Raw genomic sequence first — 17,700 nt, forward strand, 5'->3', positions numbered from 1 at the left:
TTAAAATCCTTCAATGAAATAGACATTATTATTCTCAAATTATTTATTTTCACCACCTATAAACCTCTCAACCTTCCTATCCTCATTCACAAGTAAAACAACTCTACTATCGTAAGAATCATCTGCCACCTTATAGTGGGAGAGTTCCTCAACCCTCCTACCAAGTTCTAATATCTCCTCATGCTTCAACATATGGTCCAAGGTTAACCTCCTCCGAGAGTATCCTACATTCATGTAGGACTTCAACTCTATGAAGTGTACATCTGCCCTTTCGTAGAGAGGTATAAACTTCTCAATGTTGGTGTTGTAATCCCTTATAAGTGTAGTCCTTATACAGGTCCTCTCCTTGGATCTCAATGTATCCAAGGTATCCAATATACTCTGCCAGTACTCCTCCCTCCCCCTACATATCCTCTTATAACTCTCCAAGTCGTAGGCGTCCACGGAGATGTACAGTTGTGTAGGTTTTATCTCCTGGATAACCTCGGTAAGGATGCCGTTAGATACTACAAAGGTAGAGAAACCTCTCCTGTGGAACAGATCTATAAGTTCATCCAAGTAGGGATATAGGGTAGGTTCTCCAGAGAGGGATATGGCAACATGTTTTGGATCTAACAACTCTTTAAACCTCTCTTTACCTATTCTATCTAAGATACCTTTATACCCCATTACAACCTTCCTGTGCATCTTGAGGATGTCCTCTAAAACCTCCTTAGGTTCCTTCCACTTTACATTGTGATGTGATAGTTGAGAAGTACCTATATCTGAGGGCAAAACTCTCCAACAGAATATACAACTTTGCTGGCACCAGATCACAGAGGGAGTACATTGTATACATCTATGGGTTTCTATACCGTAGAATTTTGACTTATAACAGTTCTTATTTTCTAAGAGTGATTTTTTGACCCAGCCACATAGTTTAACGGCACTGTGATCTTTTATCTGATAACGTTGTTTCCTTAGAATTTTATATATCTCCTCAGGGATGTATGGATTGTTGTAGGTAGTCATAATATCACCAGGATGATATCTTGCCTAATATGAAATGATAGTCGAGACCGTAATTTTTGAACTAAATAGATATGTAATAATTACATTAAAAAATTAGAGTAAAAATTAATAAATAAAAAAAAGAGAGGTAAAAAACCCTTAGAAGGTAAATTAGTCGAAACCCCCTGCTTTTCTAGTGCTTATGATAGTCCAGAGGGATAATAATTAGATTTATTAGATTTTTACTCTTTTACCATTTTTATTCTTTGTTAAACCTTTAATACTTTTAATATTATTATGTTATAATATTTTATTTTTTATTGAAACTTTTAATGGTTGTTATTTATTAAAAAGTTTTGATCATTTTTATTATAACCATATTAAATCTAAGATAGGATTATGAAAATCTTTTAAACTAAATATACTCACTATACTTAAGGTCTTGGGAGATAAGAGTTAGTGTAAATGTGAACTATAAAAATGGAAATTATATAATAAACCTATATCATTTATTAAAAACCGCCGGTAAAATTAAAAAAATTAAAAAAGAAGGTTATTGAAATTTTAAAAAAACAGATTAATAAAAATTTTTTAAATGTTCCTCCAAGACCTAAAAAACAGTTTGGACCCAATACAGTAAATTTTCATAATATTATTAATATTATCCTAGTTTCATTATTTTTTTGTCCCTTTTTATTATATTTTTTCTATTTTTTATTATTATAGTAGTAATAATAATTTTTAAATTATTAGGATATAAGATTGATACTACTTGTTTTTTTTTACTGTTGTTTTTCCTGATCTACATTGAACACTAGGCAAAGATATACAGAATACTGTCAATTCTCTCTCTTTAGAGAATGGCTGACCCTTTTATAAACTTTAAAAAATATTATAAATAGAACTTCTATCAACTTATTGAAATTATTCTCTTTTCCCAATGGTACCCAGGACATCGAAGAAAAAAGAGAGAGAAAATAATATTATATAGATATTTTTGTCCAAAACTAAATTTAATACCCTAATTAGATATTAAGATACCTAATAGAAATATTTATATAACAATCCCTCTAAGAGATTCTTTATCTCAAGAGATCGGGAGGAAAAATTATGGAGTTAGATGTCCGTGGCCTCATATGTCCAATGCCTGTATTGAAAACAAAGAAAGCATTAGAAGATTTAGCAAATGGCGAGAGACTAACTGTAATAGGAGACTATAAACCTGCCCTGGAGAATATTAAAAGATTTGCTGAAAACCATGGATATAAAGTAGTATCTATCGAGGAATATGAGAATATCTTTAAAGTTGTGATAGAGAAGTAAGGGTGATATATTGAAATTTACAGTGGTAATCACCACAGCTCCCTATGGCCATGAGAGAGCCTATTCAGCCCTTCGATTTGCCCTTACATCCCTGTTAGAAGGTATAGATGTAAATATATTCCTTATAGAGGACGGTGTCTACCTAGCGAAGAAATCTCAAAATCCCTCTGAGTTTCCAAACTATATGGAGTACTTAAAAAACTGTATAGAATCTGGAGCGGTTGTAAAGGCCTGTGGTCCCTGCTGTAGAGCGAGAGGTTTAAGTGAGGAAGATCTTATAGATGGAGTAATATTAGGTACAATGCATGACTTGGTGGACTTTGTGAAAGAGAGTGATAAAGTTGTCACATTCTAATGTTTTTTAGTTTTAATTTTTTTATTTTATTAATTTTTTATAATTAATTTTTAGTCAATAGGAAAACCTTAAACTATAATCAAAAAATAAAATAATAAAAATTAATATAAAGGAGAGAAATAAATATATCTTTAATACCTTTTAAAAGAAGAGTTAGTAAATTCTTACTACCCTCAAATGTTTAGGTAGTCGGAAGAGAGCAATGCCAGGCTTTACATTCTTTTTTTATATTATGTATATCTTAATCCCTAGAAACTGTAAAGATGGTTATTGTTCTCAATATTTTTTAACATTCTACAGCAAAAAATAGACACTTTAAATACTCTAAATTTTTATTGGCCATGGTAATTACATGATCTGGAGATTGGGTTCTATAACCTCCGATCTGTTTAATTTCCCTCTTAGCCCTTAAAGAGGATGACACTACAGTACTTTTAAAGGTTTCCCTGTCTATATGGTGAGAACAGGAACATGTAACTAACATCCTTCTGCTAAGTTTCAGACCAAGGTAGTTAAGAGTATTGTAGGCCCTCAGGGCATTTTTAACATCCTTGGAGGTTTTTGTGAAAGATGGCGGATCTAGTATTACAACGTCAAAGGACTCTCCATCTTCTATCAACTCCCTCATTATATCAAAGGCATTCCCACATATGAAATGGTAGTTTTTGATATTATTCAACTTCATATTCTCCTCTGCAACTTCTAATGCCTTCTTTGATATGTCTATTCCCCACACCTCGGCACCCATTACTCCACAGTGTACAGCGAAGCCACCTGTATAACAACATACGTCTAATACCCTATCCCCCTCTTTGATATATTTTTCTATATCTATCCTGTTGTCCCTCTGATCTAAAAAGAAACCTGTTTTATGACCCTTTACATTTACCTTGAACCTTCCCCTACCTTCCTCTATAATAGTTTCAACATCACTCCTATCTCCAAATATCCTCGGTTTTATTCTATCTCCTTTTTTAGCACCTTGGACATATAGGGTTGTGATACCTGTAAGTTCTTCCACACATTCGTATATTATTGGTGCATAATTTTCCATGATCTTAGAGGAGATCTGCATAGAACCTATATTGTTGTACCTGTCAAGTACTATACATGGTAGGTAATCTCCCTCTGCGTATATCATTCTGTAGGTATTTTTAAAACCGAGGATCTTTTCCCTGTATTCAATAGCCTTTTTTATTCTTTTATAGAAAAAATCCCTATCTATTTCCTCTTTCTTTAGTGTTAGTATCTTTATAGTGGGACTTTCCCTGTTATAGATGGCCCTACCTACAAATCTATCTCTGTAGTAGAGATCCACTATTTCATCCCTTTCAGGTAGATCCTCCCTGTTCAGTATCCCTTTGAGGTATATTATCCTTGAAAAGTTCTGTATAGATTCGTAGGCCCTTTTATCTATCTGGAGTTTTATAATGTTATCACCTATAAACGTGGTTTTACCTTTTTATTAAGAGGTAAATTTCACCGTATTCTATTTTTAGGTTTAATAATAATTAAAAATTAAAATAATAATTATTAATCTACTTTCTATTAAAAGCCTAAATAAAAATTAAATAATGATAATAACAATAATATACTTTTTACTTCCTTTTAAACATTGGGAGAAGAAATGATCCTATTTTAATAGTATCGACATTATTTTCATTCAATACTGAACAAAATTATTTTTAATACTAAATAACAACAAGAGATCTTATGATAAATTTTAAAAATTAATAATAAAAAATAATAATTATAACCAAAAATATCTCTAATAAAAGACCAATTTAGTAAAAAAATAAAATCTATTATATCCTCTGATTTATCTCTGAGACTAGAAAACAGAATAGGATCTTTGCTAACCCTCCTTTTTAAGAGTTTTTACCTCTTTTTTCTTTTGTTTATTAATTTTTTACTATTTATTATTCTAATTGTTTTTTATTATTATTTTATCATTAGATTTTAAATTTTTTTATTATCACTTTAATAGGAACCTAGGTAATCTAAAGAATAAAAAATTTAAGATCTTAAAAAGTTCCAAGAAAAAATAATATAGACAAGTTTTTAACTCTCATTTTATTTTATACCCTCACTACATTTTTTTTTATCTTCCTCCCAAAAACCTTGAATTACTTATCTCTATAAACCTATCACAGACAACCTCTGGGTCTCCTTCCATCACCACTTTCCCCCTGTCTATAAGTATCACTCTATCGCTTATTTCCTTTATTAGAGGTATATGATGGCTGATCAGTACTATAGTGGTGCCGTATTTGTCGTTTATCTTTTTCAGATAATTTGCGACGTCTCTCAAGGTGATAGGATCTAGATCTCCAAAGGGCTCGTCTAGGAGGAGTATCTTAGGTTTTGTTATCAGTTGTAGGGCTAGGGCCACCCTCACTCTCTCTCCACCACTTAACTCTAGAGGTGTTTTATTCAGTACCTCCTCCCCTAAGTTTAGCGTTTTAAGGATCTCCATAGGATTGAAGTCTTCATCTACAAGGGCGGGGAATAGGATATTTACAATATCGTAGGTTAGTCCCAACCTCTCAAGTTTACTCTTCATCTCCTCCTCAGGGAGATCTATCAACTGGTAAATCCCATCTACAACCTTTGGAGATATACCTAACTCCTCAGATTTTAACTTAGCAGTGGCTATAGCCCTCTCCCCCTTTACTCCAGCCCTATATTTCAACATATCTCCTACTGTTATGTAGTGAGGGAGGGAAAACTCTTGGTGTAGTATTCCTATTCTTCTCCGTAGTTCTATTCTCTCCCATCCATACTCACTTAGATCTATACCGTCAACTATGATCTTTCCCCTATCTGGGAACTCCAGTCCTGCAAGGAGTCTTAAGAGTACAGATTTTCCAGCACCACTTGGTCCTATGATGGAGAGTATCTCCCCTTCCTTTACATGGAAGGAGACGTCTCTCATATTCAACGTTTCTCCTCCTCGCACTACGAAGTACCTCTTAGATACGTTCTTTACCTCTATTATTGCTCTATCCTTAGGTTTAGATTTCCTAATGTAGGGAGGAGACATCTCCTGTAAGAACTTCTCTATAACCTCCTTAGGTTTTCCCTCCAATACAACCCTACCCTCCTCCAGTAGAATACACCTGTGGCAGAGGTAGTTGTGGATCTCTGGGAGATGGGATGTAATAATTATGGGAACATTCAACTCTTTATTTATATTTTTTAGGATATCTAAGAGTATCTGCTTTGACGCTGGACAGGCCATAGTTGCAGGTTCATCTAAAAGAAGTACTCCCTCTCCTCTCTCGTATATCTTCGCTATCTGCCTTCCCAGTATTAAACGTTGTTTTTCCCCCCCACTTAACACGTTGGCAAATACATCTTTTTTATGTTCCAGTCCAACTAATCTCAATATCTCTAAAGCCTTTTTTTCGTACTCTTCCCACTCCTCCTCCATAGGCAGAGACTCATCACAGTTGTTCCTTACAGCGTATAACTTCCTTATAATGTTGTTGATTGCAGGCTCGGCCCAAAGTGCAAAGTTCCTCTGAAGGTGTATGGCTGTAACTTCTCTGAAATCGTCCCTTCTACCAAGTATCTCGATGTATCCCTCATAGTCCCTATCTACCCCTCTAAGTATCCTGATCAGTGTAGACTTTCCTGCCCCAGATTTTCCTACTACTCCTAATATCTCTCCCTCTTTAACATGAAAAGAGACGTTATCTAGGGCTACCTTATTACCGTATCTCTTAGTGAGGTTTTTGACCACTACCGCTGTCATAGTATCACCTGAAAATAGTTAGGTTAATTTAATAATAGAAATAAGAGAATACTCGAAGTAGAGATAATGTATAGTTAAAGTAAAAAACCACTTATTTGCTCTCTCTTCGGTCATAGTAAGTACTGAGAATGGCGGAATAATAACTCTCATTTTTTTAATTATTTTAAATTTAATAATTATTATAATCTTACGTTAATTCTATTTTTTTAATAGGATTTTATATCTAAGAATAAACTTTGAGACTAATATAAATAAAGATCTCATATTATAGTAAGGAGCGAATTTTTCTGACAGATTATTATTATAACTGTGATTGTTATGGAGGACGATAGGGTAAATAAGTTAAAATGTATTATAAAATCTCTAGGAATAGAGTCTGCGAGGCTCATCGAGGAAAAAATAGATCTACAGTATATATATCTGAAAAATCTTAAAGAGAGGTTGGATAACGACGAGTTGTTTTTAAAGTTGATAATACTCAATGCCTTAGTATCCTATCAACTCTCTACCACTGGAGAGAGGTGGTGGAAGGAGTTTTCAGAGTATCCCTGGGAGGATATATCGGGAGATACACTAGAAGAGTATATAAGATTTCTCTCCAACTCGAAAGGTAATAGGAGATTTTTAGAGGGCAAGATAAAGAGACTGTATAAGTTGAAGTATCTATTAAGTACTCTCTCCCTGGAGAGGTTTAAAAACTACTATAACAACATGGAACTTCTCAGAAACTCCCTTGCCAAGGTGTTGAATACCAAAGGTTCCTCTAAGACTGTAGTGTTCGCCGTTAAGATCTTCGGTTATGGAGGTAGGATGGTATTTAACAGATTTATCCCTTATCCCTACACTGTTGAGATTCCAAAAGATAGTAGAATAGAAAAATACACTGCAAAATTTACAAAAGGAGATGTATTAAAATTTTGGAATGAAGTTGCCATAGAGAGTGGAGTTCCTCCCCTCCATATAGATTCCCTACTGTGGCCAGCCTTAGGAGATTGGGAAAGGGTAAAGAAACCTCTGAAATCCCTAAATGAAGATGTGTGTCAAAAGGTAAAAAAGTTGATAGAGTTAGTTTAGTTCTCCAATAATCTTTCAAAACATTCCATACAGACTATTTTCCCATCTATTATCCTCCCCCTAATCTCCATAAAGTACTCCCCACATTCCTCACATTGAATAGATGGGTATATTTTAGATCTCTTAGGTTCTGGAATATCTACGTCCCTTACATTGAAGAGTTCTTCTTCAGGTAGATTTAATAATTTATCAGAGTACTCCTCCTTCCATTTCTTTACAGCGTCTATATCTATGCCCTCTCCTGTGGTATTTAGCATAGAGTTTCGAACTGTGTTCATTTCCTTACTAATTTCCTCTTTTAGAGATATTCTAATTCCTTTTTTATTCTCCCTTGAATAGAATATATAAACATGCTTCCCATAATCTTTGAATATCAGATTTCCCTTTCCAAAGGTACAGCCAAGTATAAACTGTATCGCATCTACACTACATGAGTTATTATATACGATAGCCACCAACTCTTCATCTTGGGATCTTTTAAAATTTTTGAGAACGTATTTCGCCACTTTATAACCTATTATCAATCCAGGACAGTAATGTCCGTGAAATTCTATTAATTTGTTTAAATCTTCTTCCATTTTATCACCTAACAATTTTTTGAATAATATATTCTTATGGTACTCATTATAATTTATACTAGATAGTTCCCATCATAAAAATCTGATAAAAAATAATAATAATTATTATAAAAATAAAAAATCTTAAAAACTGCTGAAATACTAAAGTTGAATACTATAAAAAATAACAGACCAGTGTTCAAAGTGTTCAATTAGATAACGGCAGATTTTAACTTTTTAGGTGTTAACGGTTATATCTTAGGATCTTTCTATTTTAGTTTTTATTATTTCTATAATCAGTCCTATCCTCCTATTTAAAATAATAATCTAAAATAATAAAACTAACTATAAAAAAATTATTAAAATTATAAAGAATCTTATTTAATATAAATTTTAATAAGGATTTTTGTAAAAAAAATATAACTACGAAAATAGAGGTAAAACTCTGTCAACTTTCCTCCATAGCAGTACCACTTCTACAACAGTCTATGATAGGACCTACAATAAAAAACCCTTATATCAAAGTACTAAAAGACTATTGAAAAAAAGCAAATAACCATCTCTTTACTCTGATCCTTAAAAACTACAGTATAATTTTTTCTTCAAGAGCAACTTGAGGTTTTCAGTGTTAAGTGGTAATTTCAACTCTCTGATCTCCCTCCCTAAGAGGAAAAATGGGTAGTCAACCTTTACAGGATCTTCAGGATAAAGTGTCCTTGCGAACTCCGTTACTTTAACTACATCCTCCCAATTGAGATTGTCAGTTGATTTAAGCACTCCCAGAGATACTGCAACCCTTGCAACGTTTCTATCTAAAGGTACAAAGAGATCTCTAGGTGAAAAGTGATCAAATATCCTAAGATCTGGATGCTCCCTCACCATCCAACGCATATACATCCAGGATTTCTTCCTTACAGAGTTATTACTTTTACCCATACGTAGGATATTCCTCCCAATCTCTTCAACAAAGTTGTAAGGCTTTTGAAACATCCTACTATAACTAATCAAGTCGCCCTTTGCTCTTCCCATCACAAACCTGTTGACACTTGCGAGGATCTCTGGAATCATCCTTTTAAGCCTACCAAGAGATAGATCGGCAGTAATGTAATCCAAGATATCCTCAAAAATATACCTATCAGTTATTTTAAACAGGTTCTCTTTGAAATATTGATAAAACCTTACAATGAGTTTCCTTGCATTATCTGCTCTCCCAACGATATTCCCCTCATCGATGGATGCAACAAGTAAGAGGTAGTGTGCAGTCCTTCTTTTCTCCCTGTGGTCCTTTGAGTAGGGATTTATTGGAAGTTTTGGATGTATATCTGGATTAAACTGTAGGTCTGGTATATTGGAGTGTATCTCAATAAACTTCTTTAACAACTCTAATAGTTCCCTATCCATGTAAATCTCCTTTCAGTTTTTAATAATTTTTTATTAATATTTATTATTTTAACTCTATTTATTCACTCTTCTCTCCCCCACCCCTACAACTATCCTGTTCCTGCCACATTTACCTTTAGAAACAGAGTATAGATCGATGTTGTTCCTCTTAGCGTACTCCTCTACCTTCTTTCTACCACTGTCATAAGTCTTTTCTCCAAAGGATACAACCACTACAGCGTCCCCTACTTCCTTGGATCCAAGTACAGGTTTCTTAACCTTTAATCTTCTCAACTCATCTACACCCTCCAGATGAGTAACTATACCATAGGCATCTTCAACAAAGGGAAAGTCATGGAGATGTTTAACTATAAAGTCGATGTTATCTTCTCTCTCCTGGCCGTACCCCTTTAACTCCACGTTGTAATAGTTTAGCCTCCCTTCTAAATAATCTTTTATTATAGTTCTTGCGGTTCTTGTGATATCAACCTCTCCACCCTTTTCTAAATAGTTCAACTTCCTTCCTATTTCCCTCAAAGTATCCTCCTCTATTGGAGCATCTTCAACATCTACCCTGTAAAGTCTCTTAATGGCATCCCTGTTAATGGCATGGATGCCCCTAAGTATCTTCACTGCAGGGGCTACTGGATCCCTTATCTTCTCGTATCTAAGAGCACCTAACATTACCAATTCGTCCTCCTCTTTTGGCTCTATAATACCTGGAGTGTCTAGTAGTTTAATGTTTTTTGTCAGTTTTACCCACTGTTCCCCCTTAGTAAGCCCTGCAACAAGACCACTGGTAGCACTTCTTCTACCAGTTAAACTGTTTATAAGTGAGGATTTGCCTACATTGGGATATCCTACTATTCCTACCTTGCCCTCTTGGATACTCTCAGAGTGTAGGTATTTTTTAATAGCGTCTCTCAGTATCTTGGTACCTTTTCTATGCTTTGCACTTACAAATACTACAGTACTTTCAGGATTTTCATTTTTCATTTTCTCTTTATATTCCCTTAGGATCTCTATAGGTACTAAATCTGCCTTATTAAGAACGTATATGATTTTTTTATCCTTTTCTCTAATCTTTTTTTCTAGTTTTCTATTCCTAGTGCCCTCTGGATTCCTAGCATCTAATACAAAGAGTACGACATCACAGTCCTCTAGAATCTTATCTACTATCTTTTTAGTGGGAACCTTCTTTATCCTCTTGCCCCTCATAGTATCCCAAAGTTTAAAAACATCCTATTGTATATATATTGTACTGGGGTTTTCTATGAGACTTGAAGATCTTCAACTCGCCTATGACTTTGTTCTCTATATAGTGGTAGGAATAACTGTTGGATATATTCTATATCAGAGGTACGACAACGGTATTTTTGTAGTGGTAGGGTTTCTGTTAGGAGTATTTCTAGCATTTTTAAATGTATTTAGGTTGATAAGGAGGAAATATATTTAATGACTCGCACTATTGTTTTTTAACCTAGCCATTAAGATAATACTCCCTTTATAAAAATAATAATTATAATATTAATAATACCTTAATTCCCATCAAAGTAATGATTTAAATAATAAAAATAATAAAAACTGAAAAAATATTAAAATATTATTAAAATATAATACTTTTAACAAAATTAATAATAGCAACCTGCTAAGAAGGATCTGCTCCACTTCTCCATAGTGTCTTATAGCATCCTAGGAGAGATATTATTTATCTCTTATTTTGATTTTAATACTTCCTTTTATACTTTTATTATAATTATTATTCTTATCAGAATTTTTTTGATGGGAATTAGGGTTATTAAAATATAAAAATTATTAAAAAATAAATAATCTCCCTAATGTTTTAGATACTTAGGAAAGATCTAGAGAATTTTTATAAACTTTATATCTCAAAGGTGTATTAATATTAAATTTTCAGTATTTTTAATTTTTATTATTTGTATAATAATTATTATTCTTTTTTAGTGGAAATACCTTAACGGTGATAAGTTTGGATCTAATAACCTTAGAGGAGGCGGAGACTAACTATAAGTATGGGCATAATCCCTATAAGAGACCTATCGAGGAACTTTTAAAAAATGGTCTTGTAGTTATCGACAAACCTTCTGGACCTACATCCCATGAGGTAGCCCTCTGGGTAAAGAAGATACTAAATTTAAATCTTGCTGGACATGGGGGGACACTTGATCCCAAGGTAACTGGTGTACTTCCTGTGGCGTTGGAGAATACTACGAAATGTATTCAACTCTGGCACGCTCTTCCAAAGGAGTATATATGTCTCATGCATCTCCACAGAGATGCTAAAGAGGAAGATATCTATAGGGTATTTAAGGAATTCACTGGAAGGATAATTCAAAGGCCCCCTTTAAAGTCTGCTGTAAAGAGGAGCCCAAGGATAAGGAAAATATACAAGATGGATATATTGGAGATAGATGGGAGGGATATTCTATTTAAGGTAAGGTGTCAATCTGGAACCTATATTAGAACCCTTGCAAGGAACATTGGAGAGGCCCTAGGTACTTCCGCCCATATGCAGGAACTTCGTAGAATAAGAAGTGGTCCATTTACAGAGGATGAGGCAGTATATCTCCAGGATCTAAAGGATGCCTATGTATTCTGGCGGGAGGATAGAGATGAGGAGGAACTTAGGAGGATAGTTAAACCCTTAGAGTATGGACTCCAACATCTAAAGAAGGTGGTAGTAAAGGACAGTGCAGTGGATGCTGTATGTCATGGTGCAGATGTCTATTTAAGTGGTATCTCCAAGATCAGTAAAGGCATTGGGCCTGGGGAGACTGTGGTGGTGGAGACCTTAAAAGGAGAGGCTGTAGCGATAGGAAAGTCACTACTAAGTACTAAGGATATATTGAAAATTAAAAAAGAGGGGAAGAAATATACCAGCCCTATAGCGGATACTCAGAGGGTGTTAATGGAGAGGGGCGTTTATCCAAGGATGTGGAAGGGAAAAAGATAAAATAAATTATAATAAACAGTGAAATGAATAAATTAGAAATAAAGGCAGAAAAGGGATAAAATAAATTTCTCTGCTATCTTTTGACCTATACTAAGAAGTTAGAAAATAAGGATGATTTTCTGTTATCTTTTCTTTTCAGGAGTTTTTATTTTTTTAGATAAAATTTTTACTATAATTCCACGAAAAGGTAAATAAAAATTATTATTAAAATATTAAAAAATTATTCTGTATAACTTTAACTCCCATAAAAAATTCTGATAAAAAATAATAATTATAATACCTTAGTTCCCACCAAGTGTGATTAAAAGAATAATAAAAATAATCAATTATAAAAATATTAGATATCCTAAGTTCTTTCTGAACACTTAGGTAAGATAGAAAATCCTATTCTGAATCCTTGTATTAGAAGGTATTCAGAGGATCATTCTCCTTCAATATTATTTTTAAAATTTTTTGTATCTAGGATGATAGAAGTTTTTTATTTTTTTTAAACCTTTTCTTTATTATTTTTATAATTATTTTTATTATTCTTTAAATTATCACTTTGATGGGAACTGGGGCATTAACAATAGCAGACTGTTAGGAAGGATCTACTCCACTTCTATAGTATCTTAGAGTATTCCAGGAAAAGATTATCTATCTCTTATTTTGATTTTAATACCCTTCTTTTTATACTTTTATTATAATTATTATTCTTATCAGAATTTTTTTGATGGGAATTAGGGTTTATTATAGTTATAAACAAAAAAGAGTTTGCATTAAAAACAACTACCATCAAGATCTCAATAAATAATAAGAATAATAATATTAAAAAAATAGTAAATCATAGCATTAATTAATGTGAAATCTCGTTTTCATCTCTTGAGTATCTTAGAACGGGAGAGACAGTTTTAAAATTTTCTGCTAATCCTTTATTCTTAGAGGAGTTTTTTATTATTTTTATAATTCTTCTTATTCTTTAAACTATCCTTTTGATGGGAAGTAGGGTTTATTATAATTTATCTTACTTATAATAAAATAGTATAAAAAGAATTGTTAAAACTAGATAAGAGATATATGCTTTTTGAAATGTTCTTGAATATTGGAAAAAGGGGCGGATCCTTCTAACAGAGACTGTTGCTAGTAATCTATCTAACGTATTAATTCTTATATTTTTATAATAATTTTTTCAATGACTTTTATTATTTTAAATTTTTAAATTTTATACGTTAAGTCAAATAAGTCTCTGTATCATAATTAAAAGTAATTATTACAAATAAAAAATTTAAGAAATAATATATATAGGTAAAATTAGTAAAAACTAATCAATAAATTTCAAAGATCGACAACAAGGTCTTACTTTTTATCCGTATATGCTCCCTTTTATAACTGATAAAATCTTTAGGTGATAATGTGAAAATTGAAATAAATGAGAACTACTGTAAAGGATGCGATATTTGTATATTCATATGTCCAAGAGATGTGTTTGTAAAATCTGAAAAATTAAATAAAAAAGGTATTTATCCACCTATACCTAAATATCCTGAGAATTGTACCAAGTGCCAGCTTTGTGTATTACAGTGTCCAGATCAGGCTATTTCTCTCTTGGATTAAATATTTTTTTAATACAAATAATCGACATATTTAGATGTATCAATATATTATTAAAAAATAAAATTTTCCATGGCATGGGGGCTATAGCCCGCCTTCTGTAATTTCGGCGACATTCGGCTAAGCGCTGAACGCTTGCACCCGTGCAGAATGGCCTCGTTTCACCGGCCCCTTGGAGCTCCTCAATTTGCTATCATCGTCATCGTTCCAAGACCGTGTCGTTTCTGTAGGCCATTCAGCCCCTCTCGGGGCATGATGCACTTTATGGGTGGGCGGAGCTTCCTCCTTACGGAGAGTCGCCAGCCCCCTTGCCATGGTTTGTTGAAAATTGTTAAAAAAGAGTGGCTGACGGCGTCGCCCCGTTCCCACCCAAAGGCAGTACTTGGGGCATCGCTGGAGGGCTTAATTTCCGAGATCGGGACGGGATCGGATGTAGCCCCTCCGCTATGGCCGTCATGCCAGGTAAAAAACGCCCCATAAGCCCCCGTACCTTTAAGTGTCCAGGTACTCCTATATCCCCTCGGGCGATTAGTACTAGCGGACTTAACACCTCGGGGGGAAACCCCTCGGTGCTTACATCCCTAGCCTATCAACCCCCTCTTCTAGGGGTGCCCTCGTCCCCAAAGGGAACGGCTGCCTATTTTCGGGGTGGGTTTCGGGCTTAGATGCTTTCAGCCCTTAACCCTTAGCGCGTGGCTGCTCGGCATGCCCTGTCGGACAGCCGATAGACTAGAGGCGCCGGTGGTTCGTTCCTCTCGTACTAGAACCACCTTCCCCTCAGGCAGCCCACACCTCCAGCAGATAGCAACCAACCTGTCTCACGACGGTTTAAACCCAGCTCGTGATCCCCTTTAATGGGCGAACAGCCCCACCCTTGGGTCCTGCTGCAGACCCAGGATGGGAAAAACCGACATCGATGTAGCAAGCCGCGGGGTCGATATGGGCTCTCGCCCGCGACAACTCTGTTATCCCCGGGGTAGCTTTTCTGTCATCCCTGGCCCCCATCGGTGAGGCACAGGGGTTCGCTAGGCCCGGCTTTCGCCTCTTGGTTGCGTATTGTGGGCAACCAAGTCAGGCCGGCTTTTGCCCTTGCACTCAACGGCGGAGTTCTGACCCGCCTGAGCCGACCTTTGGGCCCTCCCGATGCCTTTTCAGGAGGGTGCCGCCCCAGCCAAACTGCCCACCTACCGGTGTCCCCCTAGTGGGGTAAGGGACATGGTCATGGGTGGGTGGTGTCCCATGGGCGCCTCCACCCCCCCTGGCGAGGGGGCTTCGACGGCTCCCACCTACGCTGTACACCCACGACCATGCCCCAACGGCAGGCTGCAGTAAAGCTCCACGGGGTCTTCGCTTCCCACTGGAGGTCTCCGGCCTTTGCACCGGAAAGGTAGGTTCACCGGGTTCCAGCCGGGGACAGTGGGGGTCTCGTTACGCCATTCATGCGGGTCGGAACTTACCCGACAAGGAATTTCGCTACCTTAAGAGGGTTATAGTTACCCCCGCCGTTTACTGGCGCTTCGCCCGGTTGTACCCGGGTTTCACGTACCAGCACTGGGCAGGCGTCGGCCTTAGTACACACCCTTTCGGGCTAGCTAAGACCTGTGTTTTTATTAAACAGTCGGACCCCCCTAGTCACTGCGACCAGCAGCCCCTTGAGAAGGCCGCTGGCACCCCTTCTCCCGAAGTTACGGGGCCAATTTGCCGACTTCCCTCGGCTGGATTCTCCCGACACGCCTTAGGCTACTCACCTAGGGGCACCTGTGTCGGTTCTAGGTACGGTCGCCAGGGATCCTTGCCAGTTCCCTTTTCACGGGCTCCAGGGCTCGGCCAAACCGCCCTAACGGGCGGCTCATCAGGCTTTCATCCGGTTCTCGTTATTACAACTCTCCCCGGACTTATACCCTTGACCACCCCGACGGGGGTGGTTGGCCTACCCTGAAGCGTCAGGAACTGGCCTTGCGTTGCCGCACGTACCCTGGCGGCACAGGAATATTAACCTGTTTCCCTTTCCCCCCAAGGGAGTTACCCTGGGGGTTAGGACCGGCTAACCCACAGCTGACGATCATTGCTGTGGAAACCTGGCCCCTTCGGCGGTGGGGATTCTCACCCCACTTTGCTGTTACTACTGCCGGGATCCTCATTTCTACGGGGTCCACTCGACCTCACGGCCGAGCTTCTACCCCCGCAGAACGCCCCCCTACCGGATCACCTTTCGGTGCCCCCGGGTCTCGGTGGCCGGTTTAGCCCCGTCCATTTTCGGGGCCCCTGACCTCGGCAGGTGAGCTGTTACGCACTCTTTAAAGGATGGCTGCTTCTAAGCCAACCTCCCTGCTGTCTTAGGCCAGGGACGCCCTTCCTGTTCACACTTAACCGGCACTTAGGGACCTTAACCCGGGTCTCGGTTATTCCCGTCTCGGACATACGGCTTACCCGTATGCCCTCACTCGGGGGCTACGGCGTGGACAGGTTCGGAGTTTGACAGGGTGGCGAGGGCTTTCGCCCCCTATCCACCCTATCAGTGCTCTACCCTGCCCACTACCTAACCCCCGGCTAGCCTGCGAGCTACTTCGGGGGGAACCAGCTGTCTCCGGGCTCGATTGGCCTTTCACCCCTAGACCGGGGTCAGGGGAGCACTTTGCATTGTAACACCCCTGCAGGCCTCCACCCCTCTGATGAGGGGCTTCACCTTGCCCCGGCCTAGATCGCCCGGTTTCGGGTCGTATGGCTGTGACTCCAGGCCCTTAAGACCCCGTCCCTCGGCAAAGGCCTGCGGACCTGTCGGTTTCCCTACGCCTCCGACCTTTAAGGTCTTAGGCTCGCCACAGCCATACACTCCCCGGCCCGTTTTTCGAAACGGACGGCACGACCCTGGACACTGTTCCTCGTACTCCCCTCTCGCGAGGGTTTCCTTCGGAACAGTTGCCTTTGGGGCCGTGCCATACTGTCCCTACCTGGTTTCAGGCTCTTTTCACCCCCCGCTAGGGGTGCTTTTCAGCTTTCCCTCACGGTACTAGTTCGCTATCGGTCTTGGGACGTATTTAGGGTTGGAAGACCGATGCCTCCCAGATTCCCGCGGGATATCCGACCCACGGTACTCAGGGACACCCCAAAACCCAGGTCGGTTACGCCTACGGGACTTTCACCCTCTATGGTGTGCCATTCCAGGCAACTTCGGCTTCCCGACCTGGGTTTTTTACGGGGGCCCTGCAACCCCACATCCCCTGGATGTTACCACCCAGGGTTCAGTTTGCCCTCTGCCGCTTTCGGTCGCCCCTACTCACGGCATCCCTGTTGGTTTCTTTTCCTGCGGGTACTAAGATGTTTCAATTCCCCGCGTTCCCGCTCCTTACGGAGCGCCCCAAATGGGGCAGGAAGTCCCATTCGGGGATCCTGGGATCTACGGATGCCTGCTCCTCCCCCAGGCTTATCGCAGCTTGCCACGCCCTTCGTCGGCGCCCAAGCCGAGCCATCCACCAGGTAGGATAGGTGGATATAGGAGTACCTGGATATCACCAGGTACGGGGGCTTATGGGGCCCTCATCTCCCTTCGGGCTATCGATCCATGACCCCCAAGATCATGGATCGAAAAAAATAAAAGTGGACCCAGTGGGATTTGAACCCACGGCCTCCGCCTTGCAAGGGCGGCGCTCTCCCAGCTGAGCTATGGGCCCATGATGTAAGCCTGCAACCATTTAGTGCC

Annotated in this window: 12 protein-coding genes, 1 tRNA gene, 2 rRNA genes and 1 other RNA gene; 6 read left to right on the forward strand and 10 right to left on the reverse strand. The window is 38.3% G+C overall.

Translation table 11 applies throughout. The features are described 5' to 3' along the window. Positions 1-39 precede the first annotated feature (39 nt). On the reverse strand, positions 40-1,011 hold the full coding sequence (gene twy1 / locus CFE53_RS05000) for a 4-demethylwyosine synthase TYW1 (protein ID WP_148120767.1): 972 nt from the start codon (positions 1,009-1,011) through the stop codon (positions 40-42). Between the two features lie 1,089 nt (positions 1,012-2,100). On the opposite strand from twy1, the gene CFE53_RS05005 reads away from it, so the two are divergent. Beyond that, positions 2,101-2,313 (forward strand): sulfurtransferase TusA family protein, encoded by a 213-nt coding sequence (locus CFE53_RS05005; RefSeq protein ID WP_172456362.1) that lies wholly within the window; start codon positions 2,101-2,103, stop codon positions 2,311-2,313. 10 nt (positions 2,314-2,323) lie between these two features. Further along, the gene (locus CFE53_RS05010; RefSeq protein WP_148120769.1) at positions 2,324-2,668 is read left to right on the forward strand and encodes a DsrE/DsrF/TusD sulfur relay family protein; all 345 of its coding nucleotides are present in this window, start codon (positions 2,324-2,326) and stop codon (positions 2,666-2,668) included. Positions 2,669-2,954: 286 nt separating this feature from the next. Here the strand turns inward: CFE53_RS05010 and CFE53_RS05015 are convergent, their stop codons facing one another. Next, on the reverse strand, positions 2,955-4,097 hold the full coding sequence (locus CFE53_RS05015; RefSeq protein ID WP_148120770.1) for a class I SAM-dependent rRNA methyltransferase: 1,143 nt from the start codon (positions 4,095-4,097) through the stop codon (positions 2,955-2,957). Positions 4,098-4,769: 672 nt separating this feature from the next. After that, entirely contained in the window at positions 4,770-6,425 is a 1,656-nt protein-coding gene (locus CFE53_RS05020) for an ATP-binding cassette domain-containing protein (RefSeq protein ID WP_148120771.1), read from the reverse strand. Positions 6,426-6,743: 318 nt separating this feature from the next. Here CFE53_RS05020 and CFE53_RS05025 point away from each other — a divergent pair, with 318 nt between their 5' ends. After that, complete coding sequence (locus CFE53_RS05025; RefSeq protein WP_148120772.1) at positions 6,744-7,499, forward strand: N-glycosylase/DNA lyase; 756 nt, start codon at positions 6,744-6,746, stop codon at positions 7,497-7,499. On the opposite strand, the gene CFE53_RS05030 is transcribed toward CFE53_RS05025, so the two are convergent. From CFE53_RS05030 to CFE53_RS05040, 3 genes are all read right to left on the reverse strand, one after another. Continuing rightward, the gene (locus tag CFE53_RS05030; protein WP_148120773.1) at positions 7,496-8,077 is read right to left on the reverse strand and encodes an FmdE family protein; all 582 of its coding nucleotides are present in this window, start codon (positions 8,075-8,077) and stop codon (positions 7,496-7,498) included. The genes CFE53_RS05025 and CFE53_RS05030 overlap by 4 nt on opposite strands. Positions 8,078-8,632: 555 nt before the next feature. Further along, positions 8,633-9,457 (reverse strand): DUF2400 family protein, encoded by an 825-nt coding sequence (locus CFE53_RS05035; RefSeq protein WP_148120774.1) that lies wholly within the window; start codon positions 9,455-9,457, stop codon positions 8,633-8,635. A 54-nt stretch (positions 9,458-9,511) separates the two neighbouring features. Then, the gene (locus CFE53_RS05040; RefSeq protein WP_148120775.1) at positions 9,512-10,654 is read right to left on the reverse strand and encodes a GTPase; all 1,143 of its coding nucleotides are present in this window, start codon (positions 10,652-10,654) and stop codon (positions 9,512-9,514) included. 55 nt (positions 10,655-10,709) lie between these two features. Here CFE53_RS05040 and CFE53_RS05045 point away from each other — a divergent pair, with 55 nt between their 5' ends. The 3 genes from CFE53_RS05045 (at position 10,710) to CFE53_RS05055 (ending at position 14,003) form a co-directional block, all read left to right on the forward strand. Next, positions 10,710-10,892 (forward strand): AtpZ/AtpI family protein, encoded by a 183-nt coding sequence (locus tag CFE53_RS05045; protein WP_148120776.1) that lies wholly within the window; start codon positions 10,710-10,712, stop codon positions 10,890-10,892. Positions 10,893-11,426: 534 nt separating this feature from the next. Further along, complete coding sequence (locus CFE53_RS05050) at positions 11,427-12,410, forward strand: RNA-guided pseudouridylation complex pseudouridine synthase subunit Cbf5 (RefSeq protein WP_148120777.1); 984 nt, start codon at positions 11,427-11,429, stop codon at positions 12,408-12,410. Between the two features lie 1,392 nt (positions 12,411-13,802). Beyond that, positions 13,803-14,003 carry a ferredoxin family protein gene (locus CFE53_RS05055; protein ID WP_148120778.1) on the forward strand — a complete coding sequence of 67 codons (201 nt, stop codon included), beginning with the start codon at positions 13,803-13,805 and terminating at the stop codon, positions 14,001-14,003. Between the two features lie 72 nt (positions 14,004-14,075). On the opposite strand, the gene rnpB is transcribed toward CFE53_RS05055, so the two are convergent. The 4 genes from rnpB to CFE53_RS05075 all read right to left on the reverse strand — a co-directional run bounded on the left by rnpB (position 14,076) and on the right by CFE53_RS05075 (position 17,671). Next, positions 14,076-14,312, reverse strand: an RNA gene (rnpB, locus tag CFE53_RS05060) — RNase P RNA component. Positions 14,313-14,343: 31 nt separating this feature from the next. Beyond that, positions 14,344-14,458, reverse strand: a 5S ribosomal RNA gene (gene rrf / locus CFE53_RS05065). A gap of 50 nt (positions 14,459-14,508) precedes the next feature. Further along, a 23S ribosomal RNA gene (locus CFE53_RS05070) occupies positions 14,509-17,498 on the reverse strand. Positions 17,499-17,598: 100 nt separating this feature from the next. Beyond that, positions 17,599-17,671, reverse strand: a tRNA-Ala gene (locus CFE53_RS05075). Positions 17,672-17,700: the final 29 nt, after the last annotated feature.

The organism is Methanofervidicoccus sp. A16 (genome assembly GCF_003351865.1).
GTDB lineage: Archaea > AGJL01 > Methanococci > Methanococcales > Methanococcaceae > Methanofervidicoccus.

Bases quoted from the DNA above. Each gene is read 5' to 3' on its own strand.
- CFE53_RS05040 (WP_148120775.1), bottom strand. From the start codon at position 10,654: ATGAGGGGCAAGAGGATAAAGAAGGTTCCCACTAAAAAGATAGTAGAT.
- CFE53_RS05005 (WP_172456362.1), top strand. From the start codon at position 2,101: ATGGAGTTAGATGTCCGTGGCCTCATATGTCCAATGCCTGTATTGAAA.
- twy1 (WP_148120767.1), bottom strand. From the start codon at position 1,011: ATGACTACCTACAACAATCCATACATCCCTGAGGAGATATATAAAATT.
- CFE53_RS05030 (WP_148120773.1), bottom strand. From the start codon at position 8,077: ATGGAAGAAGATTTAAACAAATTAATAGAATTTCACGGACATTACTGT.
- CFE53_RS05025 (WP_148120772.1), top strand. From the start codon at position 6,744: ATGGAGGACGATAGGGTAAATAAGTTAAAATGTATTATAAAATCTCTA.
- CFE53_RS05045 (WP_148120776.1), top strand. From the start codon at position 10,710: ATGAGACTTGAAGATCTTCAACTCGCCTATGACTTTGTTCTCTATATA.
- CFE53_RS05020 (WP_148120771.1), bottom strand. From the start codon at position 6,425: ATGACAGCGGTAGTGGTCAAAAACCTCACTAAGAGATACGGTAATAAG.
- CFE53_RS05035 (WP_148120774.1), bottom strand. From the start codon at position 9,457: ATGGATAGGGAACTATTAGAGTTGTTAAAGAAGTTTATTGAGATACAC.